The sequence below is a fragment of the Sandarakinorhabdus cyanobacteriorum genome (genome assembly GCF_002251755.1).
GTDB classification, from domain to species: Bacteria; Pseudomonadota; Alphaproteobacteria; order Sphingomonadales; family Sphingomonadaceae; genus Sandarakinorhabdus; species Sandarakinorhabdus cyanobacteriorum.
In genome coordinates this window covers 47,257-65,721 of sequence record NZ_NOXT01000112.1, presented here as the reverse complement: position 1 = coordinate 65,721, position 18,465 = coordinate 47,257, and the positions used below count along the sequence as shown (strand labels likewise).

Annotated in this window: 26 protein-coding genes; 21 read left to right on the top strand and 5 right to left on the bottom strand. The window is 64.5% G+C overall.

Annotated features, from left to right (window positions below):
• Positions 1-14 precede the first annotated feature (14 nt).
• Positions 15-698 carry a right-handed parallel beta-helix repeat-containing protein gene (locus CHU93_RS10110; protein ID WP_165768683.1) on the bottom strand — a complete coding sequence of 228 codons (684 nt, stop codon included), beginning with the start codon at positions 696-698 and terminating at the stop codon, positions 15-17.
• Between the two features lie 169 nt (positions 699-867).
• Here CHU93_RS10110 and CHU93_RS10105 point away from each other — a divergent pair, with 169 nt between their 5' ends.
• On the top strand, positions 868-1,470 hold the full coding sequence (locus CHU93_RS10105; protein WP_094473927.1) for a TIGR02466 family protein: 603 nt from the start codon (positions 868-870) through the stop codon (positions 1,468-1,470).
• Positions 1,471-1,479: 9 nt separating this feature from the next.
• Here the strand turns inward: CHU93_RS10105 and CHU93_RS10100 are convergent, their stop codons facing one another.
• Complete coding sequence (locus CHU93_RS10100) at positions 1,480-2,943, bottom strand: cyclic di-GMP-binding domain-containing protein, MshE-related (RefSeq protein ID WP_094473926.1); 1,464 nt, start codon at positions 2,941-2,943, stop codon at positions 1,480-1,482.
• Positions 2,944-3,051: 108 nt separating this feature from the next.
• The gene (locus CHU93_RS10095) at positions 3,052-3,462 is read right to left on the bottom strand and encodes a DUF1801 domain-containing protein (protein WP_094473925.1); all 411 of its coding nucleotides are present in this window, start codon (positions 3,460-3,462) and stop codon (positions 3,052-3,054) included.
• A gap of 80 nt (positions 3,463-3,542) precedes the next feature.
• On the opposite strand from CHU93_RS10095, the gene CHU93_RS10090 reads away from it, so the two are divergent.
• The gene (locus CHU93_RS10090; protein ID WP_094473924.1) at positions 3,543-4,763 is read left to right on the top strand and encodes an argininosuccinate synthase; all 1,221 of its coding nucleotides are present in this window, start codon (positions 3,543-3,545) and stop codon (positions 4,761-4,763) included.
• Positions 4,764-4,825: 62 nt separating this feature from the next.
• Here CHU93_RS10090 and CHU93_RS10085 read toward each other — a convergent pair whose 3' ends face one another.
• Positions 4,826-5,869, bottom strand: coding sequence for an aldo/keto reductase (locus CHU93_RS10085; RefSeq protein ID WP_094473923.1), 1,044 nt, complete (start codon positions 5,867-5,869; stop codon positions 4,826-4,828).
• Positions 5,866-6,198 carry a TIGR04076 family protein gene (locus CHU93_RS10080; protein ID WP_086117762.1) on the bottom strand — a complete coding sequence of 111 codons (333 nt, stop codon included), beginning with the start codon at positions 6,196-6,198 and terminating at the stop codon, positions 5,866-5,868. The genes CHU93_RS10085 and CHU93_RS10080 overlap by 4 nt, the downstream gene beginning before the upstream one ends.
• A gap of 105 nt (positions 6,199-6,303) precedes the next feature.
• On the opposite strand from CHU93_RS10080, the gene CHU93_RS10075 reads away from it, so the two are divergent.
• The 19 genes from CHU93_RS10075 (at position 6,304) to rplE (ending at position 18,463) form a co-directional block, all read left to right on the top strand.
• Positions 6,304-7,155: a TauD/TfdA dioxygenase family protein gene (locus CHU93_RS10075; RefSeq protein WP_094473922.1), complete on the top strand. Its 852-nt coding sequence runs from the start codon at positions 6,304-6,306 to the stop codon at positions 7,153-7,155.
• Positions 7,156-7,371: 216 nt separating this feature from the next.
• Positions 7,372-7,743, top strand: coding sequence for a 30S ribosomal protein S12 (rpsL, locus tag CHU93_RS10070; RefSeq protein ID WP_086117760.1), 372 nt, complete (start codon positions 7,372-7,374; stop codon positions 7,741-7,743).
• A gap of 12 nt (positions 7,744-7,755) precedes the next feature.
• Positions 7,756-8,226 (top strand): 30S ribosomal protein S7, encoded by a 471-nt coding sequence (rpsG, locus tag CHU93_RS10065; RefSeq protein ID WP_086117759.1) that lies wholly within the window; start codon positions 7,756-7,758, stop codon positions 8,224-8,226.
• 70 nt (positions 8,227-8,296) lie between these two features.
• Complete coding sequence (gene fusA / locus CHU93_RS10060; protein ID WP_094473921.1) at positions 8,297-10,393, top strand: elongation factor G; 2,097 nt, start codon at positions 8,297-8,299, stop codon at positions 10,391-10,393.
• A gap of 162 nt (positions 10,394-10,555) precedes the next feature.
• Positions 10,556-11,746 (top strand): elongation factor Tu, encoded by a 1,191-nt coding sequence (gene tuf / locus CHU93_RS10055; protein WP_086117745.1) that lies wholly within the window; start codon positions 10,556-10,558, stop codon positions 11,744-11,746.
• Between the two features lie 196 nt (positions 11,747-11,942).
• Positions 11,943-12,257 carry a 30S ribosomal protein S10 gene (gene rpsJ, locus CHU93_RS10050; protein ID WP_086117758.1) on the top strand — a complete coding sequence of 105 codons (315 nt, stop codon included), beginning with the start codon at positions 11,943-11,945 and terminating at the stop codon, positions 12,255-12,257.
• A gap of 92 nt (positions 12,258-12,349) precedes the next feature.
• Positions 12,350-13,093 carry a 50S ribosomal protein L3 gene (gene rplC / locus CHU93_RS10045; RefSeq protein WP_086117744.1) on the top strand — a complete coding sequence of 248 codons (744 nt, stop codon included), beginning with the start codon at positions 12,350-12,352 and terminating at the stop codon, positions 13,091-13,093.
• 2 nt (positions 13,094-13,095) lie between these two features.
• Positions 13,096-13,719 carry a 50S ribosomal protein L4 gene (rplD, locus tag CHU93_RS10040; RefSeq protein WP_086117743.1) on the top strand — a complete coding sequence of 208 codons (624 nt, stop codon included), beginning with the start codon at positions 13,096-13,098 and terminating at the stop codon, positions 13,717-13,719.
• The gene (locus tag CHU93_RS10035) at positions 13,712-14,011 is read left to right on the top strand and encodes a 50S ribosomal protein L23 (protein WP_086117742.1); all 300 of its coding nucleotides are present in this window, start codon (positions 13,712-13,714) and stop codon (positions 14,009-14,011) included. Before rplD ends, CHU93_RS10035 begins: the two co-directional genes overlap by 8 nt.
• Positions 14,012-14,023: 12 nt before the next feature.
• Positions 14,024-14,866: a 50S ribosomal protein L2 gene (gene rplB, locus CHU93_RS10030; protein ID WP_086117741.1), complete on the top strand. Its 843-nt coding sequence runs from the start codon at positions 14,024-14,026 to the stop codon at positions 14,864-14,866.
• Positions 14,867-14,872: 6 nt separating this feature from the next.
• A complete protein-coding gene (gene rpsS / locus CHU93_RS10025) occupies positions 14,873-15,148 on the top strand; it encodes a 30S ribosomal protein S19 (protein WP_086117740.1) in 276 nt (91 codons plus the stop codon).
• Positions 15,148-15,534 carry a 50S ribosomal protein L22 gene (rplV, locus tag CHU93_RS10020; RefSeq protein WP_094473920.1) on the top strand — a complete coding sequence of 129 codons (387 nt, stop codon included), beginning with the start codon at positions 15,148-15,150 and terminating at the stop codon, positions 15,532-15,534. The genes rpsS and rplV overlap by 1 nt, the downstream gene beginning before the upstream one ends.
• Positions 15,534-16,229 carry a 30S ribosomal protein S3 gene (gene rpsC, locus CHU93_RS10015; RefSeq protein ID WP_086117738.1) on the top strand — a complete coding sequence of 232 codons (696 nt, stop codon included), beginning with the start codon at positions 15,534-15,536 and terminating at the stop codon, positions 16,227-16,229. The genes rplV and rpsC overlap by 1 nt, the downstream gene beginning before the upstream one ends.
• Positions 16,230-16,242: 13 nt before the next feature.
• Complete coding sequence (rplP, locus tag CHU93_RS10010) at positions 16,243-16,671, top strand: 50S ribosomal protein L16 (RefSeq protein ID WP_086117737.1); 429 nt, start codon at positions 16,243-16,245, stop codon at positions 16,669-16,671.
• Positions 16,672-16,676: 5 nt separating this feature from the next.
• A complete protein-coding gene (gene rpmC / locus CHU93_RS10005; protein ID WP_094473919.1) occupies positions 16,677-16,889 on the top strand; it encodes a 50S ribosomal protein L29 in 213 nt (70 codons plus the stop codon).
• A 3-nt stretch (positions 16,890-16,892) separates the two neighbouring features.
• Positions 16,893-17,129, top strand: a complete 237-nt coding sequence (gene rpsQ, locus CHU93_RS10000) for a 30S ribosomal protein S17 (protein WP_086117735.1) — start codon at positions 16,893-16,895, stop codon at positions 17,127-17,129.
• 74 nt (positions 17,130-17,203) lie between these two features.
• Complete coding sequence (gene rplN, locus CHU93_RS09995) at positions 17,204-17,572, top strand: 50S ribosomal protein L14 (RefSeq protein WP_017666969.1); 369 nt, start codon at positions 17,204-17,206, stop codon at positions 17,570-17,572.
• Positions 17,572-17,892, top strand: coding sequence for a 50S ribosomal protein L24 (gene rplX, locus CHU93_RS09990; RefSeq protein ID WP_086117734.1), 321 nt, complete (start codon positions 17,572-17,574; stop codon positions 17,890-17,892). The genes rplN and rplX overlap by 1 nt, the downstream gene beginning before the upstream one ends.
• On the top strand, positions 17,885-18,463 hold the full coding sequence (gene rplE / locus CHU93_RS09985; RefSeq protein WP_086117733.1) for a 50S ribosomal protein L5: 579 nt from the start codon (positions 17,885-17,887) through the stop codon (positions 18,461-18,463). The genes rplX and rplE overlap by 8 nt, the downstream gene beginning before the upstream one ends.
• Positions 18,464-18,465 lie beyond the last annotated feature (2 nt).

Below are 18,465 nucleotides of genomic sequence, written 5' to 3'. Positions count from 1 at the left end.
TCGCCAACCCGAAATCACCCGGCCGGTGAATAATCCGGGTTCAGCACATAGATATCCGATTGCACTGGCTTGTCGGGCCGGCTGAGAAACTGGATGCAATCGGGGTGGACACCCGGCTGGATGACAAAGCCGCTGCAGCTGTTGCCTGACAGGATGATGCGATGGCTGTCCACCACCTTCACACCGTCAGAACCGCCATTTTCAAAACGGTTGCGCGCGATCAGGCTGTTGGGCGAACTGATCAGCGTGATCCCATCCAGCAGGCCCTCGAAACGCGAATCACGCACCGTCACGAATTCCGAATTGATCGCGCGCAGGCCGGTGCCGGCACTGCCGCCATTGCCCAGGATGGTCGTTTCGGCAAAGCTGACATGGGTGGAGGCATCAAGATTGATCGAAAAGCGCGCCGACGTGGCCAGCCCGGCCGCGCCCACAGTCAGCCCGGCAAAGGTAACATTGCGGACATTGCGCAGGTTCAAGCCCTGCACCAACGTCGCGCGGCTGCCATCCACCGTCACGCCGCCGAAATCGCGGTTCTGAAAGGCCAGACGCGTGGTGAACACGCCTTCCAGCCGCAGCGTGTCGCCGGGGCGCAGCTGCGCCAGCGCGCTGTTCACGTTCAATGGCGTCATCACCACCGTGGCCGCCGCCACCGGTGCTGCCATCGCCACGGCCATCCGCTGCCACGCCAGGCCCATCAACACACCTCCAACCCGGGCCAAGGGCGCAGGGCGCGCCATCGGCTTCATCCGGGTTGGGTAACGACAGGTCCGAAACGGACTTTGCCCGCATTGGCAGCATCACCTCCATTTCGGACGCATCACGGCGGCTTGCGCCTGCCCATCGCCGGGTTCAAAAGGCCAGGCGATGACCGCGACCGCTCTGTTCCCCACCCTTCTCTGGCAGGCCGATCTGGCCGATGCGGCCCTGCTGGCCGATCTGGCGCACAGCGCCCGCACCCTGGCCGACGATGATCGTGCCGGGCGCGCCTGGAGCAAGGCGCACGCCTATCGCGGCTACACCAGCTATGCCTCGCTGAACGATCTGCCGCGCCGCGATCCCGCCTTTGCCGATCTGGCCCGCTGGCTCGTGGCCCAGGCGGCGCAGTTCGCCGCTGCCGCCCATCTGGATTTCGCCGGCAAGAAACCCCGGCTCGACAGCCTTTGGGTCAATATCCTCAAGCCCGGCGGCAGCCACAGCGGCCATATCCACCCGTACAGCAGCCTGTCGGGCACGCTCTATCTCGAGGTGCCCGACGGCGCCGGCGCCATCCGGTTCGAGGATCCGCGACTGCCGATGCTGATGCACAGCCCGCCGCGCCTGCCCGACGCGCCCGAAGCCATGCGCAATTTCGTGCACGTCCAGCCCCGTCCCGGCCTGCTGCTGCTGTGGGAAAGCTGGCTGCGCCACGAGGTGATGCCCAACGGCGCCAAGGCCGACCGCATCTCGATCAGCTTCAATTTCGCCTGACCGCGCCGGTCACATATTGGCCAGCGTTGGCCCGTCTTCGGGATTGCGCCGCGCCACCACCAGATTGTCGAGCGCCAGCGCCACCAGATCATCGGCCAGCGCCGGCATCTGCCCGCGAAAGCGCGACGCCGCCACGATCTGATCCAGGATGAAGCGCGGTTGATAGGCCGCCAGTTCAAGGCCGTGCACACTGGTCAGTTGATGCTCGATCGCCGCCACCGCGCCATCATCGGTGGCAATGCCGCAATCGGCTGCCACCGCCATGAAGATCCGCCGCCACACCGCCGATGATGGCGCGCCGATTTCCAGCTTGTACGGAATACGGCGCAGAAAGGCCGGGTCCATCAGATCGGCCGGGGCCAGATTGGTCGAAAAGATCACCACCGTCTGGAACGGCACCCGGAAGCTCTTGCCGGTGGCAAGCTTCAGATAATCCACCCGGTTTTCCAGCGGCACGATCCAGCGGTTGAGCAGGGCCGTGGGCGACACCATATGGCGGCCGAAATCATCGATCAGCAGGCAGCCGCCGGCCGCCTTCATGTGCAACGGCGCCACATAGAAATTGCCGCCCGCCTCGTGGCGCAGGTCCAGCATTTCCATCGTCAGCTCGCCGCCGGTCACGATGAACGGCCGCCGGCACGGCACGAACCGGCCGTCCGCCTCTTCCCGGTGCAGGCTGGCAAACAGGCGGGGCCGCAGCAGCGTCTGCTGGCCGATGGGCGTGTGCACATCGGGGTCAAACACCGTCATCACCTGGCCTTCCACCAGCACGGCGTGCGGGATGTAGATGATCTGGCGGAACACCCGGTTCAACCGCTGCGCCACCGATGTCTTGCCGTTGCCCGGCGGGCCATACATCAGCACCGCCCGGCCCGATGTCACCGCCGGGCCCAGCTTGTCCACCAGCGCATCGGTCACCTCCAGCCCGTCAAAGGCATGGCGCATGCTGGCAACATCAATCGTCTCGTTGGTGACCTTCTGGCGCTCCAGCCAATGGCAATGCAGCTCCAGCGGCACCGGCGCCGGCCCGGTATAGGCCGATCGCGCCATCGCCTCGCGCGCCCGCGTCTTGCCGGCCTCGGTCAGCTCGTACCGCATTTGCAGCGCCCCGCTGCCACCACCCAATGCCACCACCAGCTGCCCCCGCCGCGCCGCCTCCAGCAGTTCGGTGATCAGCTTGGGGGACAATTGCATGCGCATCGCCAGATCATCGGGGGTTTCCGCCGGCCCGATGAACAACAGCTTCAGCATCAGATCGATCAGAAAGGGTTCGGTCAGGCCGGTTTCGGCCAGAGTCACTGGCTCCAGCGGCATGGCATCACAGAAACGCGCCAGTTCCTCGGCCGAAATCGCCCCAACGGCCACCAGATTGGGCCCCAGCCGCCCGCCTTCGGCATGCTGCCGGTCAATGGCCCGGGCAATGTCGGCCTCGCTCACCAGCCCGGCCGCTTCCAGCAGTTCACCGATCCGCACGACGCCGCACTCCCCCGCTCACCCGCGCTGGCCTAAAGCCCAGCCGCGCCGCAATTGCAAGTTACCGTGGCGACGCAATGAGCAAGGTCGGTTGCGAGATTTTTGACATCACAGCGGATGGCGTTCTGCCATCATCGCCCAGGAGCGGCGGGCCATTTCGGCGAGGACGTCCATGTCCACATCGGCGAGTTTCTTGACATAGAGGCATGAGACGCCGGTCGTGGCCTTGCCCAGGCGGGCCAGCAGGTCGGCCTGGCCGGTGAAGCCGTCCATCAGATAGATGACGTGGTTGGCCTTGCGGGGGGAGAAGCCAAGGCGGGGCCAGGGGCCGGTCTTGGTGGGGTAGGTGCCGAAGCCGATGATGCTGGTGCCCCAGAGGATGGGCGGGTGGCCGGTGATGGTTTCAAGCAGGGCGCCGATGGCCTGTGCCTCGTCGCGGCGGCGTGGGGGATCGAGGGCGGCGAGATAATCGGGCACGCTGGCGCTGGTGGGTTGGGTTTTGGGTGCGGTGGTGCCCATGGTTCCTCCCGGTGTATCCCCCGACTTGCAAGTGCGCAGCATAGCAAATAGGCGCGCACCCACAACGGAAGGGATTTGCGATGGCTGATTCGATCAAGAAGGTGGTGCTGGCCTATTCGGGGGGGCTGGATACCAGCGTGATCCTGAAATGGCTGCAGACCGAATATGGCTGCGAGGTGGTCACATTCACCGCCGATCTGGGCCAGGGCGAGGAGCTGGAGCCGGCGCGGGCCAAGGCGCTGATGCTGGGGATCAAGCCGGAGAATATCTTCATCGACGATCTGCGCGAGGAGTTCGTGAAGGACTTCGTGTTCCCGATGATGCGGGCCAACGCGCTCTATGAAGGCCTGTATCTGCTCGGCACTTCCATTGCGCGGCCGCTGATTGCCGAGCGCCAGATCGAGATTGCCAAGGCCGTGGGCGCCGATGCGGTGAGCCATGGCGCGACCGGCAAGGGCAATGACCAGGTGCGCTTCGAGCTGGGTTATTATGCGCTGTCGCCCGATATCCGCATCATCGCGCCGTGGCGGGAGTGGAGCCTGAACAGCCGCGAGGCACTGATTGCCTTTGCCGAGCAGCACCAGATTCCGGTGGCGAAGGACAAGCGCGGCGAGAGCCCGTTCAGCACGGACGCCAACCTGCTGCACACCTCGTCGGAAGGGAAAGTGCTGGAGGATCCGTGGGAAGAGGTGCCGGATTATGTCTACAGCCGCACCGATCACCCGGAAGAGGCGCCGGATGCACCGGAATATATCACCGTGGATTTCGAACGCGGCGATGCGGTGGCGATCAATGGCGAGGGGCTGAGCCCGGCGGCGTTGCTGGCCAAGCTGAACGAATTGGGCAAGCGGCATGGCATCGGGCGGCTGGACCTGTTGGAGAACCGCTTTGTCGGCATGAAATCGCGCGGCATGTATGAAACGCCGGGCGGCACCATCCTGCACATCGCCCACCGCGGCATCGAGCAGATCACGCTGGATCGCGGCGCGGCGCATCTGAAGGATGAGCTGATGCCGAAATATGCCGAGCTGATCTACAACGGCTTCTGGTTCGCGCCGGAGCGTGAGATGCTGCAGGCGGCCATCGATCACAGCCAGGACAAGGTGACCGGCACGGTGCGGCTGAAGCTGTACAAGGGCAATGTGGGCGTGGTGGGGCGCAAATCACCCTACAGCCTCTATTCCGCCGGCATCGTGACGTTCGAGGATGACCGCGGCGCCTATGACCAGCGCGATGCGGCCGGCTTCATCCGGCTGAACGCGCTGCGGCTGCGCCTGCTGGGGCGGCGCGACGGGCGGTAAGTTGAACGGGGCCTTCGGCGACCAGGGCCTGAGGCCCTGGCTGCGGGAGGCCTTTTCCTGCTCTACCCCTTGTTCAGGCCATATTTCATGATGCGGCCGTGGCGCCCGGTGCGGTCGCGTTCGAGGGCATAGACATCGCCTTGCGGGCCGGCGGGCAGGGCGGCGGCGATGCGGGCGTGATCGGCGGGCGAGAGGCGCACGGTCGCGATGGCCAGCGTGTCGGCGAGATGACTGGCATCGCGGGCGCCGATGATGATGGCGGCGACCTGGGGTTGATCGAGCACCCAGCGCGCGGCCACGGCCGATAGCGGCACGTCGTGGCTGGCGGCGATGGCGCCCAGGGTTTCGAGCAGGCCCTGGAACGCATCCCAGCCGCCGCATTCATCGATGATCAGGCGATATTTGATCAGGCTGCGGTTGGTGAGGATGGCGGCCGGATCGGGCTGGCCCAGCCAGCGGGCGGAGAGGAAGCCGCCGGCCAGCGTGCCATAGCAGAGGAGGCCGGTTCCGCTGGCGGCGGCGGTGGCGGCAAAGGCACCGGCCGGCCGGCGATCGAGCAGCGAATATTGCACCTGGATGCTGGCCAGCGGCACGCCGGCGGCGGCGAACTGGGCCAGATGGGCGGCATCGAAATTGGTGCCGGCGATATGGGCGATACGGCCATCGGCGCGCAGGCGGGCGAGGTGGTGCAGCGCCGCCACCGGATCGCCCAGGCCATAATCCCACCAGTGGAACTGCACCAGATCGAGCCGCTCCATGCCCAGCCGTGCGCGCGACCGGTCGATGATGGCTTCGACATCGGCGAAGGAGAGGTGGGCCAGCCCATCGAGATCGGGCACGAACTTGGTATGCACCTTGAGCCGGGCCAGCGCCTCGGCGCCGCGCGCCTGGGCCAGATGGCGGCGGAAATCGCCGATCATCGCCTCGACGCCGGTGTAGATATCGGCACAGTCCAGCGTGGTGATGCCGGCATCGTAGCCGGCGAGGAAACCATCGTTGAGGCTGGCCCGGTCAACCGGGCCATGATCACCGGCCAGCTGCCAGCCGCCGCGGATCAGGCGGGAAATCGCGTGGCCGGGGGCTAGCAGGGTGCGCTCGATGCTCATGGTTTCACCGTGGCTGTGGTGTCGGCGCGGCGGAAGACACGCTTGCCCAGCCGCGTGATCTTCAGCCGCGACGGGCAGTTGGGATCGGGGCAGGCGATCTCGGCATCGCTGTCCATCCAGTCGTTGGGATGGGTGGCGCGCTGCTTGGCAGCGAGCAGCGGCAGCACGGCGGCAAGGCTGTAGATGGAAAAGCCCTGGCCGGGCGGCAGGTGCAGCAGCTCCCCGCGCAGCTCGAACCAGTCGCCGGGCTTGGCATTGCACCAGAGTGTGGCGCCGGGCGGAGCGATCACCTCCACCTTCAGGTCATAAAGTTCGAATTCGTCAGCCATGCCGCTGCCTCTGCCCGATCCCGGCAGCCGGCGCCAGTGCTGCGGCCCTCTTGCCCCGCCGCCGGCGCAGGCTGATACTGCTCCAAAACAAGGGGAGAATGGGCCATGGCCAGTGTGATCAGCCGCAGCATGCTGCAGATCCAGCCGTTGACACCCGCCATTGGCGCCGAAATCCACGGCATCGATCTGGCCGCGCCCGACATTGGCGATCATGTGCCGGCGATCCGCGCGGCCCTGCTGGCGCACAAGGTGATCTTCTTCCGCGACCAGCAGATCAGCGCCGAACAGCATATCGCCTTCGCCCGCCACTTTGGCGATCTGGAGATCCACCCGGCAACGCCGAAGGATCAGCCCAACCCGGAAATCCTGCGCATCGCCCACGGGCCCGACAGCCGGGGCAGCGAGAACAACTGGCACAGCGACGTGACCTGGCGGGAACGGCCGTCGCTGGGATCGATCCTGCGCGCGGTGGAGGTGCCGCCGGTGGGTGGCGACACGCTGTTTGCCGACATGCACCTGGCCTTCCTGTCGTTGAGCCCGGAGATGCAGCGCATCGCCCGCAGCCTGACCGCGGTGCACGACATTGCCCGCGTGTTCACCCGGCGGCTGGGCAAGGCGGCGGAGGAACTGCACGCCAAATATCCGCCGCAGCGCCACCCGGTGGTGCGCACCCACCCCGAAACCGGCGCGCCCACCCTGTTCGTCAACAGCGGCTTCACCAGCCATATCGAGGGGCTGAGCCCGGTGGAGAGCGAGCGGCTGCTGGCACATCTTTATGCCACCGCCGGCAACCCCGAAATCCAGTGCCGGTTCCGTTGGCAGCCGGGCAGCATCGCCTTCTGGGACAATCGCGCCACCCAGCATTTTGCCGTGAGCGATTATTTCCCCGCCCGCCGGGTGATGGAGCGGGTGACGATTGCCGGCTGCCGGCCGTTCCACGATCCGGCGCGCGGTTGACCGGGACAGGCTTTGAGAGTAAGGGCGCGCATCCCTGAGCGGACCAAGGTTCGGGCAGGGGATACGACAGATGGCACCGTGTGCGGATGGCCCTTCGGTTTCCCGGGGGCCGTTCGTGCTTATGTGATGCGCCGGTTTCGCCGGCTGATCAACGGGGCAGGTCTGGAGTAGGCCGCGCGCCATGGGGGTGTGCGGTCGAAGCGAGAAGAGAGATCAATGCCGACGATCAACCAGTTGATCCGCAAGGGTCGCGAGCCGCAGAAGGCGCGCAACAAGGTGCCGGCCATGGAGGCCAACCCGCAGAAGCGTGGCGTTTGCACCCGCGTTTACACCACCACCCCGAAGAAGCCGAACTCGGCGCTCCGCAAGGTCGCCAAGATCCGTCTGACCAATGGCTTTGAAGTCATCGGCTACATCCCCGGCGAAGGCCACAACCTGCAGGAACACTCGGTTGTGCTGATTCGCGGCGGCCGCGTGAAGGATCTTCCCGGCGTGCGCTATCACATCGTGCGCGGCGTGCTCGACACGCAGGGCGTGAAGAACCGCAAGCAGAGCCGTTCCAAGTACGGCGCCAAGCGTCCGAAGTAAGGGGTCAACCACATGTCTCGTCGTCGTCGCCCTGAAAAGCGCATTGTGAACCCCGATCCGAAGTTCGGGGATGTCGTCCTGTCCAAGTTCATGAATCTCGTGATGCTGCAGGGCAAGAAGAGCGTGGCCGAAAACATCGTCTACACCGCTCTGGAAACCATCGAAGCCAAGAGCCGCCGCGAGCCGCTGGGCGTCTTCCACGACGCGCTGGCCAACGTGCGTCCGGGCATCGAAGTCCGCAGCCGCCGTGTCGGTGGTGCCACCTACCAGGTGCCGGTGGAAGTCCGTCCGGACCGTGGCCAGGCGCTGGCCATCCGCTGGATCATCTCGGCCGCCCGCAAGCGCAGCGAGCACACCATGGCGGCCCGCCTGTCGGCCGAGCTGCTCGATGCTGCCTCCAACCGCGGTTCGGCGGTGAAGAAGCGCGAAGACACGCACCGCATGGCGGAAGCGAACCGCGCCTTCTCGCACTATCGCTGGTAATCCCATCCGGGCCGGTGCCGTTCGCGGTGCCGGCCCACCTCATTTTCCCCCCTAAAGCAAGGCTTTTCCCATGCCCCGCTCCCATCCGCTTGAGCGTTATCGCAACATCGGCATCATGGCCCACATCGATGCCGGCAAGACGACCACGACCGAGCGCATCCTTTATTACACCGGCAAGTCCTACAAGATCGGCGAAGTGCACGAAGGCACCGCCACCATGGACTGGATGGAGCAGGAGCAGGAGCGCGGCATCACCATCACGTCGGCGGCGACCACCTGCCAGTGGCGTGCGGATGACGGCAAGGGCGAAGAGCATCGCATCAACATCATCGACACCCCCGGACACGTGGACTTCACCATCGAAGTCGAACGTTCGCTGCGCGTGCTCGACGGCGCCGTGGCCTGCTTTGACGGCGTGGCCGGCGTGGAGCCGCAGTCGGAAACCGTGTGGCGCCAGGCCGACAAGTATCGCGTGCCGCGCATGTGCTTCGTCAACAAGCTGGACCGCACCGGTGCCAACTTCAACCGCTGCGTGCAGATGATCAAGGACCGCCTGGGCGCCCGCCCGGCCGTGCTTTATCTGCCGATCGGTCTGGAAAGCGATTTCATCGGTCTCGTCGACCTGGTGAACAACCGCGCCATCGTGTGGCTGGAAGAAAGCCTGGGCGCCAAGTTCGAATACAAGGACATCCCGGCCGACATGGCCGATGAGGCCGCCGCCGCCCGCGCCGAGCTGATCGAGCTCGCCGTCGAGCAGGACGACGCCGTTATGGAAGCCTATCTGGAAGGCGAGGAGCCGGACGCCGCCACGCTGAAGAAGCTGATCCGCAAGGGCACGCTGAACTTCGATTTCGTGCCGGTGCTGTGCGGTTCGGCGTTCAAGAACAAGGGCGTGCAGCCGCTGCTGGACGCCGTGGTGGACTATCTGCCGAGCCCGCTCGACATTCCGCCGGTGCAGGGCATCAAGCCGGGCACCGAAGAGGAAGACACCCGCAAGGCCGACGACAACGAGCCGTTCTCGGCGCTGGCGTTCAAGATCATGACCGACCCGTTCGTCGGCACGCTGACCTTTGCCCGCATCTATTCGGGCAAGCTGGAAGCCGCCTCGACCGTGCTGAACAGCGTGAAGGACAAGCGCGAGAAGATCGGCCGCATGCTGCTGATGCACGCCAACAACCGCGAGGACATCAAGGAAGCCATGGCCGGCGACATCGTCGCGCTCGTTGGCCTGAAGGATGTCACCACCGGTGACACGCTGTGCGCCCCGCTGAAGCCGATCATCCTGGAGCGCATGGAATTCCCCGATCCGGTGATCGAGGTGGCCGTGGAACCCAAGACCAAGGCCGACCAGGAAAAGATGGGCATCGCCCTCAACCGCCTGGCGCAGGAAGATCCGTCGTTCCGCGTGTCGTCCGACAACGAAAGCGGCCAGACCATCATCCGCGGCATGGGCGAACTCCACCTGGAAATCATCGTTGACCGCATGCGGCGCGAGTTCAAGGTGGAAGCCAATGTCGGCGCGCCGCAGGTGGCCTATCGTGAATCGCTCGCCCGCAAGGTCGACATCGATTACACCCACAAGAAGCAGTCGGGCGGCTCGGGCCAGTTCGGCCGCGTGAAGATCGTGGTCGAGCCGGGCGAGCGCGGTTCGGGCGTGCTGTTTGTCGACGAGGTGAAGGGCGGCAACGTGCCGCGCGAATATATCCCGGCGGTGGAAAAGGGCATTCGTGACGTGGCGTCCTCGGGCGCGCTGATCGGCTTCCCGCTGATCGATTTCAAGGCGACCCTGTACGACGGCGCCTATCACGATGTGGACTCGTCGGCCCTGGCCTTCGAAATCACCGGTCGCGGCGCCATGCGCGAAGCGGCTGAAAAGGCCGGCATCAAGATCCTCGAACCGGTCATGAAGGTCGAGGTGGTGACGCCGGAAGATTATCTGGGCGACGTGATCGGCGACCTCAACAGCCGCCGTGGTCAGATCCAGGGCACCGACACCCGCGGCAACGCGCAGGTGATCGAAGCCATGGTGCCGCTGGCCAACATGTTCGGTTATGTGAACAACCTGCGCTCGATGTCGCAGGGCCGTGCGCAATACACCATGCAGTTCAGCCACTACGATGAAGTGCCGTCGAACGTGGCCGAGGAAATCAAGCTCAAGCTGTCTTGATTTTTCGCTGAATGCCGCTAGTCAGCGCGCCTCAAGGCGCGCTGATTCGGCCGGTCACCCCCAACAGCACAGGGGCGACCAGTCTCCCCGGCGTTTCCCGCAACGGATACGCCTCCATCACAGAACGCCTCATATTTTTGAGCAAGGAAGAAGGTACAGGCCATGGCCAAAGCCAAGTTTGAGCGGAACAAGCCGCACTGCAACATCGGGACCATCGGTCACGTCGACCATGGCAAGACCTCGCTGACCGCTGCCATCACCAAGGTGCTGGCCGAAACCGGCGGCGCCACCTTCGTGGACTATGCCAACATCGACAAGGCGCCGGAAGAGCGCGAGCGCGGCATCACCATCTCGACCGCCCACGTCGAGTATGAAACCGCCGACCGTCACTATGCCCACGTCGACTGCCCGGGCCACGCCGACTATGTGAAGAACATGATCACCGGCGCGGCGCAGATGGACGGCGCCATCCTGGTCGTGTCGGCCACCGACGGTCCGATGCCGCAGACCCGCGAGCACATCCTGCTGGCCAAGCAGGTCGGCGTGCCGGCCATGGTCGTGTTCATGAACAAGGTCGACCTGGTGGACGATCCGGAAATCCTGGAACTCGTCGAGCTGGAAATCCGCGAACTGCTGTCGAAGTATGACTTCCCGGGTGATGACATTCCGATCGTCAAGGGTTCGGCCGTGTGCGCCCTGGAAGGCAAGCAGCCGGAAATCGGCCACGCCGCCATCTTGGAGCTGATGAAGGCCGTTGACGCCTACATCCCGCAGCCGGAGCGTCCGCTGGACAAGCCGTTCCTGATGCCGATCGAAGACGTGTTCTCGATCTCGGGCCGCGGCACCGTGGTGACCGGCCGCGTCGAAACCGGCGTGGTGAAGGTTGGCGAAGAACTGGAAATCGTCGGCATCCACGACACCCGCAAGACCGTTTGCACCGGCGTGGAAATGTTCCGCAAGCTGCTCGATCAGGGCCAGGCTGGCGACAACATCGGCGCGCTGCTGCGCGGTGTGGGCCGTGACGAAGTCGAGCGCGGCCAGGTGCTGTGCAAGCCCGGGTCGATCAAGCCGCACACCGAGTTCACCGCCGAGGTGTACGTGCTGTCGAAGGACGAAGGTGGCCGTCACACGCCGTTCTTCGCCAACTATCGTCCGCAGTTCTACTTCCGCACCACCGACGTCACCGGCACCGTTGAGCTGCCGGAAGGCACCGAGATGGTGATGCCGGGCGACAACGTGCAGCTGAAGGTCAAGCTGATCGCTCCGATCGCCATGGACCAGGGTCTGCGCTTCGCCATTCGCGAAGGCGGCCGCACCGTCGGCGCCGGCGTGGTTGCGTCGATCATCAAGTGAGTGTATGGGGCCGCTTCCCTAGGGAAGCGGCCCTGATTCGTTGATGCGCGATACCGCTGCATCGACGGGCAAGCCGGGCCCCACGGCTGAAAACCAGGGGCAAGAATTTCGAAGCGGCCGGTGCAACCCCGACCTACCAGTTCGGGGATGAACCGGTCCGCTTTTTTTGAACACGCTGTTTGACAAGATTGGTGCCATGGACGCTCAAAACATCCGCATTCGCCTGAAGGCTTTTGACCATCGTGTGCTCGATATGGCCACCGGTGAGATCGCCGACACCGCTAAGCGGACCGGCGCTGCTATCCGTGGTCCGATTCCGCTGCCGACGCGCTTCGAGAAGTTCACCGTGAACCGCTCGCCGCACGTCGACAAGAAGAGCCGTGAACAGTTCGAGGTGCGCACCTACAAGCGTCTCCTCGACATTGTTGATCCCACCCCGCAGACGGTTGACGCGCTGATGAAGCTCGATCTGGCCGCCGGCGTGGATGTGGAAATCAAGCTCGGCAAGTAACCGACCTTCCCCAAATACGCGGAGCGACTTTGGAAGGGTCACGCCCCTCCACCCGGCAACGGGAGGGGGCCTCTGATGAAAGGAAACAGATCATGCGCACTGGCGTGATCGCGAAGAAAATGGGGATGACGCGGATTTTCCGCGAAGATGGCCGGCACGTGCCGGTCACCGTTCTCGCCCTGGAGAACAACCAGGTTGTCGCGGTGAAGACCGACGAGACCGATGGCTACACCGCCGTGCAGCTTGGCGCCGGCGTGAAGAAGGCCAAGAACACCAGCAAGCCGGAACGCGGCCACTTCGGCAAGGCCGAAGTCGAGCCCAAGGCCAAGGTGGCGGAATTCCGTGTCGCGGCTGATGCCGTGCTGGAACCGGGTGCCACCATCAGCGCCGATCATTTCGTTCCGGGCCAGCTGGTTGACGTCACCGGCATCACGCAGGGCAAGGGCTTCGCCGGCGCCATGAAGCGCTGGGGCTTCGGTGGTCTGCGCGCCACCCACGGTGTCTCGGTCTCGCACCGTTCGCACGGTTCGACCGGCAACCGCCAGGATCCTGGCCGCACCTTCCCGGGCAAGAAGATGGCCGGGCACATGGGTGCCAAGCAGCGCACGCAGCAGAATCTGGAAGTCGTGTCGACCGACGTCGAGCGCGGCCTGATCTTCGTGATGGGCTCGGTGCCCGGCTCGAAGGGTGGCTGGCTGCTGGTGAAGGACGCCGTGAAGGTTCCGGCGCACGCTGACCGCCCGTATCCGGCCGCGCTGAAGGCGGCTGCCAACACCAACGTCGTTGCTGAAGTGGCTGATGCCGCTCCGGCTGCTGACGAATCCACGGAGGCTTGATCATGAAGGTTCAGGTGAAGACCCTGACCGCGGCCGACGCTGGCGAGATCGAGCTGTCGGAAGCCGTGTTCGGCAAGGAGCCGCGGCTGGACATCCTGCACCGCGTCGTGACCTGGCAGCTGGAAAAGCGCCGCGGCACCGCCCGCAAGGCGCGCGAGCGCAGCGAAGTCGCCCGCACCGGCAAGAAGCTGGGCAACCAGAAGGGCGGCGGTCGTGCCCGTCACGGCAACCGCGCCGCGCCGCAGTTCATCGGCGGCGGCAAGGCCCATGGTCCGCGCGTGCGTGATTTCAACCCGTCGCTGAACAAGAAGATCCGTCGCCTGGGTCTGGCCACCGCCCTGTCGGTGAAGGCCCAGGAAGGCAAGCTGATCGTGGTGGAAGACCTGAACCTTGGCGAAGCCAAGACCAAGGCCTTCATCGCTTCGATGGAAAAACTGGGGATCACCTCCGGCCTGTTCATCGACGGCGCCGCCGTTGATGCCGGCTTCGCGATGGCTTCGGCCAACGTGCCGCACGTGGATGTGCTGCCGGCGATCGGTGCCAATGTCTATGACATCCTCAACCACGACACGCTGGTGCTGACCCGCGCCGCGGTTTCGGCCCTGGAGGCCCGCGTCAATGGCTAACATCGACATCAAGCATTATGACGTGGTGGTGAAGCCTGTCATCACCGAGAAGTCGACCCTGGTGAGCGAATTCAACCAGGTCGTCTTCCAGGTCGCCAAGGATGCCACCAAGCCGCAGATCAAGGCTGCCGTCGAAGCGCTGTATGGCGTGAAGGTGCTGGCCGTGAACACGATGGTGGCCAAGGGCAAGACCAAGCGCTGGCGTGGCCAGGAATATCGCCGGTCTGACGTGAAGAAGGCCGTGGTGACGGTTGCCGATGGCGACCGCATCGACGTGACCACCAGCATCTAAAGGCGGGAAGTCATGGCTCTCAAGAATTTCAACCCGACCAGCCCCGGCACCCGTGGCCTGGTGCTGATCGACCGTTCGGCCCTGCACAAGGGTCGCCCGGTCAAGGCGCTCACCGAAGGTCTGAAGAAGACCGGCGGCCGCAACAACAAGGGCCACGCCACTGCGCGCGGCATTGGTGGCGGTCACAAGCGCCTGTACCGCGTCGTCGATTTCAAGCGCCGCCTGTGGGATGTCGCCGCGACTGTCGAGCGTCTGGAATATGACCCCAACCGTTCGGCCTTCATCGCCCTGGTGAAATATGCCGACAAGGCGGGCACCCAGGCCTATATCATCGCGCCGCAGCGCCTGAACGTTGGTGATCAGGTGATCGCCGGCAAGAAGGTGGACGTGAAGCCGGGCAATGCCATGGAAATCGGCCAGATGCCGGTTGGCACCATTGTCCACAACGTCGAGCTGAAGCCCGGCAAGGGTGGCCAGATGGCCCGCGCCGCCGGCACCTTCGTGCAGGTGGTGGGCCGCGACAAGGGCATGGTGATCATCCGCCTGAACTCGGGCGAAACCCGCTATGTCCGCGCCGAGTGCATGGCGACGGTTGGTGCCGTGTCGAACCCCGACAACAGCAACCAGAACCTGGGCAAGGCCGGCCGCAACCGCTGGCTCGGCTATCGTCCGCTCACCCGCGGTGTTGCCAAGAACCCGGTCGACCACCCGCACGGCGGTGGTGAAGGCCGCACCTCGGGCGGCCGTCACCCGGTCACCCCGTGGGGCAAGCCGACCAAGGGCATGAAGACCCGTTCGAACAAGGCGACGGATCACATGATCATCCGCAGCCGCCACGCCAAGAAGAAGAGGTAAGGCCAGATGAGCCGCTCTGTCTGGAAGGGTCCGTTCGTGGACCTCTCGCTCCTCAAGAAGGCCGAAGCCGCGCAAGCGGGTGGTGCCCGCGCCCCGATCAAGACCTGGTCGCGTCGTTCCACCATCCTGCCGCAGTTCGTTGGTCTCACCTTCAACGTGTACAACGGCAAGAAGCACATCCCCGTGCTGGTCAATGAAGACATGGTGGGGATGAAGCTGGGCGAATTCGCGCCCACGCGCTTCTTCCCCGGCCACGCCGCTGACAAGAAGGGCAAGCGCTGATGTCCAAGCCCAAGTCCCCCCGCAAGGTTGGCGACCGCGAGGCGCTGGCTGTTGCCACCACCATCCGTGGTTCGGCCTACAAGCTGAACCTGGTTGCCGGCCTGATCCGTGGCCGCAAGGCGTCTGACGCGCTGAACATCCTCGCCTTCTCCAAGAAGGCGATGGCGGTTGATGTGCGCAAAGTGCTGGCTTCGGCCGTCGCCAACGCCGTAAACAACCACAACCTCGATGTCGATGCGCTCGTCGTCAAGGAAGCCAGCGTTGGCAAGGCGATCACCATGAAGCGCTTCACCCCGCGGGCGCGCGGTCGCGCTTCGGCAATCACCAAGCCGTTCAGCCGCCTGCGCGTTGTCGTGCGCGAAGCCGGTGAAGAGGGAGCAAACTAATGGGTCACAAGACGTCCCCCATCGGTCTGCGCCTGCAGATCAACCGCACCTGGGACAGCCGCTGGTTCGCCAAGGGCGATGATTACGGCAATCTGCTGCTGGAAGATCTGCGCATCCGCGAGTTCATCCTGAAGAACCACGCCCAGGCCGCCATCTCCAAGGTGGTGATCGAGCGTCCGGCCAAGCTGTGCCGCGTGTCCATCTATGCCGCGCGCCCGGGCGTGATCATCGGCAAGAAGGGCGCCGACATCGAGAAGCTGAAGAAGCAGATCGGCCAGATGACCCGCAGCGACGTGTCGCTGAACATCGTCGAGATCCGCAAGCCGGAAATCGATGCCAAGCTGGTGGCCGCCGGTGTGTGCGATCAGCTGGAGCGCCGCATCGCCTTCCGCCGCGCCATGAAGCGCGCCGTCCAGTCGGCTCTGCGTCTGGGCGCCGAAGGCATCAAGATCACCTGCTCCGGCCGTCTGGGCGGCGCTGAAATCGCCCGCGTGGAATGGTATCGCGAAGGCCGCGTGCCTCTGCACACCCTGCGCGGCAACGTCGATTATGCCGAGCATCAGGCCCACACCGCCTATGGCGTGTGCGGCGTGAAGGTCTGGATCTTCAAGGGCGAAATCCTTGGCCACGATCCGATGGCCCAGGATCGTCTGATGATGGAAGCCCAGACGTCGGGCGTCCGTCCGGCGCGCTGAGGAGTGAATTGAAATGCTGTCGCCAAAGCGCACAAAATTCCGCAAGGCCTTCAAGGGCCGCATCCATGGCAACGCCAAGGGTGGCACCGCGCTGAACTTCGGCGCCTTCGGTCTGAAGGCGATGGAGCCGGAGCGGATCACCGCCCGCCAGATCGAAGCCGCCCGCCGGACGATCTCGCGCCACATCAAGCGCCAGGGCCGCCTGTGGATCCGCATCTTCCCGGATGTTCCGGTCTCGTCCAAGCCCGCCGAAGTCCGCATGGGCTCGGGCAAGGGCTCGCCGGAATATTGGGTGGCTCGTGTCAAGCCCGGCCGCATCATGTTCGAACTCGACGGTGTGCCTTATGACGTGGCCGCCGGCGCCTTCGAACGTGCCGCTGCCAAGCTGCCGATCAAGACCAAGATGGTGGTTCGCCTGGGCGAACCGACGACCCAGGATTAAGGCAAATGGCCAAGAATAATTTCGCCGATCTGAAGGTTTCGACCGACGATCACCTCGCCACCCAGCTCGCTGAGCTGAAGCGCGAGCAGTTCAACCTGCGGTTCCAGGCGGCCACCGGCCAGCTGGAAAAGCCGGGCCGGGTGCGCGAAGTTCGCCGCACGATCGCCCGCATCAAGACGCTGCAATCGGCCCGCAAGGCCGCCCAGCCGGGAGCGTAAGACATGCCGAAGCGTGTTCTGCAGGGCACCTGCGTGTCCGACAAGGGCGACAAGACGGTCGTCGTGCTGGTGGAGCGCAAGGTCGCTCACCCGGTTTACGGCAAGATCATCCGTCGCTCGAAGAAGTATCACGCCCATGATGAGGGCAATGTGATCAAGGCCGGTGACACCGTGCGCATCGAGGAATGCGCGCCGATGTCCAAGCTGAAGACCTGGAAGGTTCTGGAAAAGGTCGGCTGAGCCGCCTGTTCCAGAGTATGTTTCAAGCCGTCTGCCAGTCGGAAATTGGCAGACTTTAAGGAAGGATCGAGCGCATGATCCAGATGCAGACGAACCTCGACGTGGCGGACAACAGTGGCGCCAAGCGGGTGATGTGCATCAAGGTCCTGGGTGGCTCCAAGCGCCGGTTCGCCGGTGTAGGCGACATCATCGTGGTGTCGGTCAAGGAAGCCCAGCCCAAGGGCAAGGTGAAGAAGGGTGACGTGCACCGCGCTGTGGTTGTGCGCACCGCCAAGGATATCCGCCGTCCCGACGGTTCGGTGATCCGTTTCGACAGCAATGCGGCTGTGCTGATCAACAAGAACGAGGAGCCGATCGGCACCCGTATCTTTGGCCCGGTGGTGCGCGAACTGCGCGCAACGGGTCACATGAAGATCATCAGCCTGGCGCCGGAGGTGCTGTGATGAGCGCTGCTAAGATCAAGAAGGGTGACACGGTCATCGTCCTGTCCGGCAAGGACAAGGGCAAGGAAGGCACCGTGACCCGCAGCCTGCCGCGCGAAGGCAAGGTTGTGGTCGCTGGCGTGAACCTGATCACGCGCCACAACAAGCCGTCGCAGACCAACCCCAACGGTGGCATCGAGCGGGTGGAAGCCCCGATGGCCGCGTCCAAGGTTGCGCTGAAGGATCCCACCACCGGCCAGCCGACCCGCGTCGGCTTCGCAATGGTTGATGGCAAGAAGGTGCGCATCGCCAAGAAGTCGGGAGCGCAGATCAATGGCTGACAAGATCACCCCCCGCATGCAGACCCTCTATGCGGACAAGGTCCGCGCCAAGATGGTCGAGCTGTTCGGGTACAAGAACATCATGGAAGTGCCGAAGATCGAGAAGATCGTGCTCAACATGGGCGTCGGCGAAGCCACCCAGGACAAGAAGAAGGTCGAGCAGGCTGCCGGTGAAATGGCCCTGATCGCCGGCCAGAAGCCGGTGATCTGCCGCGCCAAGAAGTCGGTCGCGCAGTTCAAGCTGCGTGAAGGCATGCCGATCGGCTGCAAGGTGACGCTGCGCCGCGAGCGCATGTATGAATTCCTTGACCGCCTGGTGACCATCGCCCTGCCGCGCGTGAAGGATTTCCGTGGCCTGTCCGCCAAGTCGTTCGACGGCCGTGGCAATTATGCCATGGGCATCAAGGAACAGCTGATCTTCCCCGAGATCAACTATGACCGGATCGACAAGATCCGCGGCATGGACATCATTGTCACCACGACCGCGAAGACCGACGAGGAGGCCCGCGCCCTGCTGGCCCTGTTCGGTTTCCCGTTCATTGGCTACACCCTCGAGAAGAAGGCGGCCTGAGC

Coding starts and splice junctions, on each gene's coding strand:
- rpsG (WP_086117759.1), top strand. CDS start 7,756: ATGTCTCGTCGTCGTCGCCCTGAAAAGCGCATTGTGAACCCCGATCCG.
- CHU93_RS10085 (WP_094473923.1), bottom strand. CDS start 5,869: ATGAGCATCGAGCGCACCCTGCTAGCCCCCGGCCACGCGATTTCCCGC.
- rplN (WP_017666969.1), top strand. CDS start 17,204: ATGATCCAGATGCAGACGAACCTCGACGTGGCGGACAACAGTGGCGCC.
- rpsC (WP_086117738.1), top strand. CDS start 15,534: ATGGGTCACAAGACGTCCCCCATCGGTCTGCGCCTGCAGATCAACCGC.
- CHU93_RS10035 (WP_086117742.1), top strand. CDS start 13,712: ATGGCTAACATCGACATCAAGCATTATGACGTGGTGGTGAAGCCTGTC.
- tuf (WP_086117745.1), top strand. CDS start 10,556: ATGGCCAAAGCCAAGTTTGAGCGGAACAAGCCGCACTGCAACATCGGG.
- rplP (WP_086117737.1), top strand. CDS start 16,243: ATGCTGTCGCCAAAGCGCACAAAATTCCGCAAGGCCTTCAAGGGCCGC.
- rpsJ (WP_086117758.1), top strand. CDS start 11,943: ATGGACGCTCAAAACATCCGCATTCGCCTGAAGGCTTTTGACCATCGT.
- rpsL (WP_086117760.1), top strand. CDS start 7,372: ATGCCGACGATCAACCAGTTGATCCGCAAGGGTCGCGAGCCGCAGAAG.
- rplB (WP_086117741.1), top strand. CDS start 14,024: ATGGCTCTCAAGAATTTCAACCCGACCAGCCCCGGCACCCGTGGCCTG.
- CHU93_RS10110 (WP_165768683.1), bottom strand. CDS start 698: ATGGGCCTGGCGTGGCAGCGGATGGCCGTGGCGATGGCAGCACCGGTG.
- rplD (WP_086117743.1), top strand. CDS start 13,096: ATGAAGGTTCAGGTGAAGACCCTGACCGCGGCCGACGCTGGCGAGATC.
- rplC (WP_086117744.1), top strand. CDS start 12,350: ATGCGCACTGGCGTGATCGCGAAGAAAATGGGGATGACGCGGATTTTC.
- CHU93_RS10095 (WP_094473925.1), bottom strand. CDS start 3,462: ATGGGCACCACCGCACCCAAAACCCAACCCACCAGCGCCAGCGTGCCC.
- rplV (WP_094473920.1), top strand. CDS start 15,148: ATGTCCAAGCCCAAGTCCCCCCGCAAGGTTGGCGACCGCGAGGCGCTG.
- rpmC (WP_094473919.1), top strand. CDS start 16,677: ATGGCCAAGAATAATTTCGCCGATCTGAAGGTTTCGACCGACGATCAC.
- CHU93_RS10080 (WP_086117762.1), bottom strand. CDS start 6,198: ATGGCTGACGAATTCGAACTTTATGACCTGAAGGTGGAGGTGATCGCT.
- rplE (WP_086117733.1), top strand. CDS start 17,885: ATGGCTGACAAGATCACCCCCCGCATGCAGACCCTCTATGCGGACAAG.
- CHU93_RS10075 (WP_094473922.1), top strand. CDS start 6,304: ATGGCCAGTGTGATCAGCCGCAGCATGCTGCAGATCCAGCCGTTGACA.
- rplX (WP_086117734.1), top strand. CDS start 17,572: ATGAGCGCTGCTAAGATCAAGAAGGGTGACACGGTCATCGTCCTGTCC.
- fusA (WP_094473921.1), top strand. CDS start 8,297: ATGCCCCGCTCCCATCCGCTTGAGCGTTATCGCAACATCGGCATCATG.
- rpsQ (WP_086117735.1), top strand. CDS start 16,893: ATGCCGAAGCGTGTTCTGCAGGGCACCTGCGTGTCCGACAAGGGCGAC.
- rpsS (WP_086117740.1), top strand. CDS start 14,873: ATGAGCCGCTCTGTCTGGAAGGGTCCGTTCGTGGACCTCTCGCTCCTC.
- CHU93_RS10090 (WP_094473924.1), top strand. CDS start 3,543: ATGGCTGATTCGATCAAGAAGGTGGTGCTGGCCTATTCGGGGGGGCTG.
- CHU93_RS10105 (WP_094473927.1), top strand. CDS start 868: ATGACCGCGACCGCTCTGTTCCCCACCCTTCTCTGGCAGGCCGATCTG.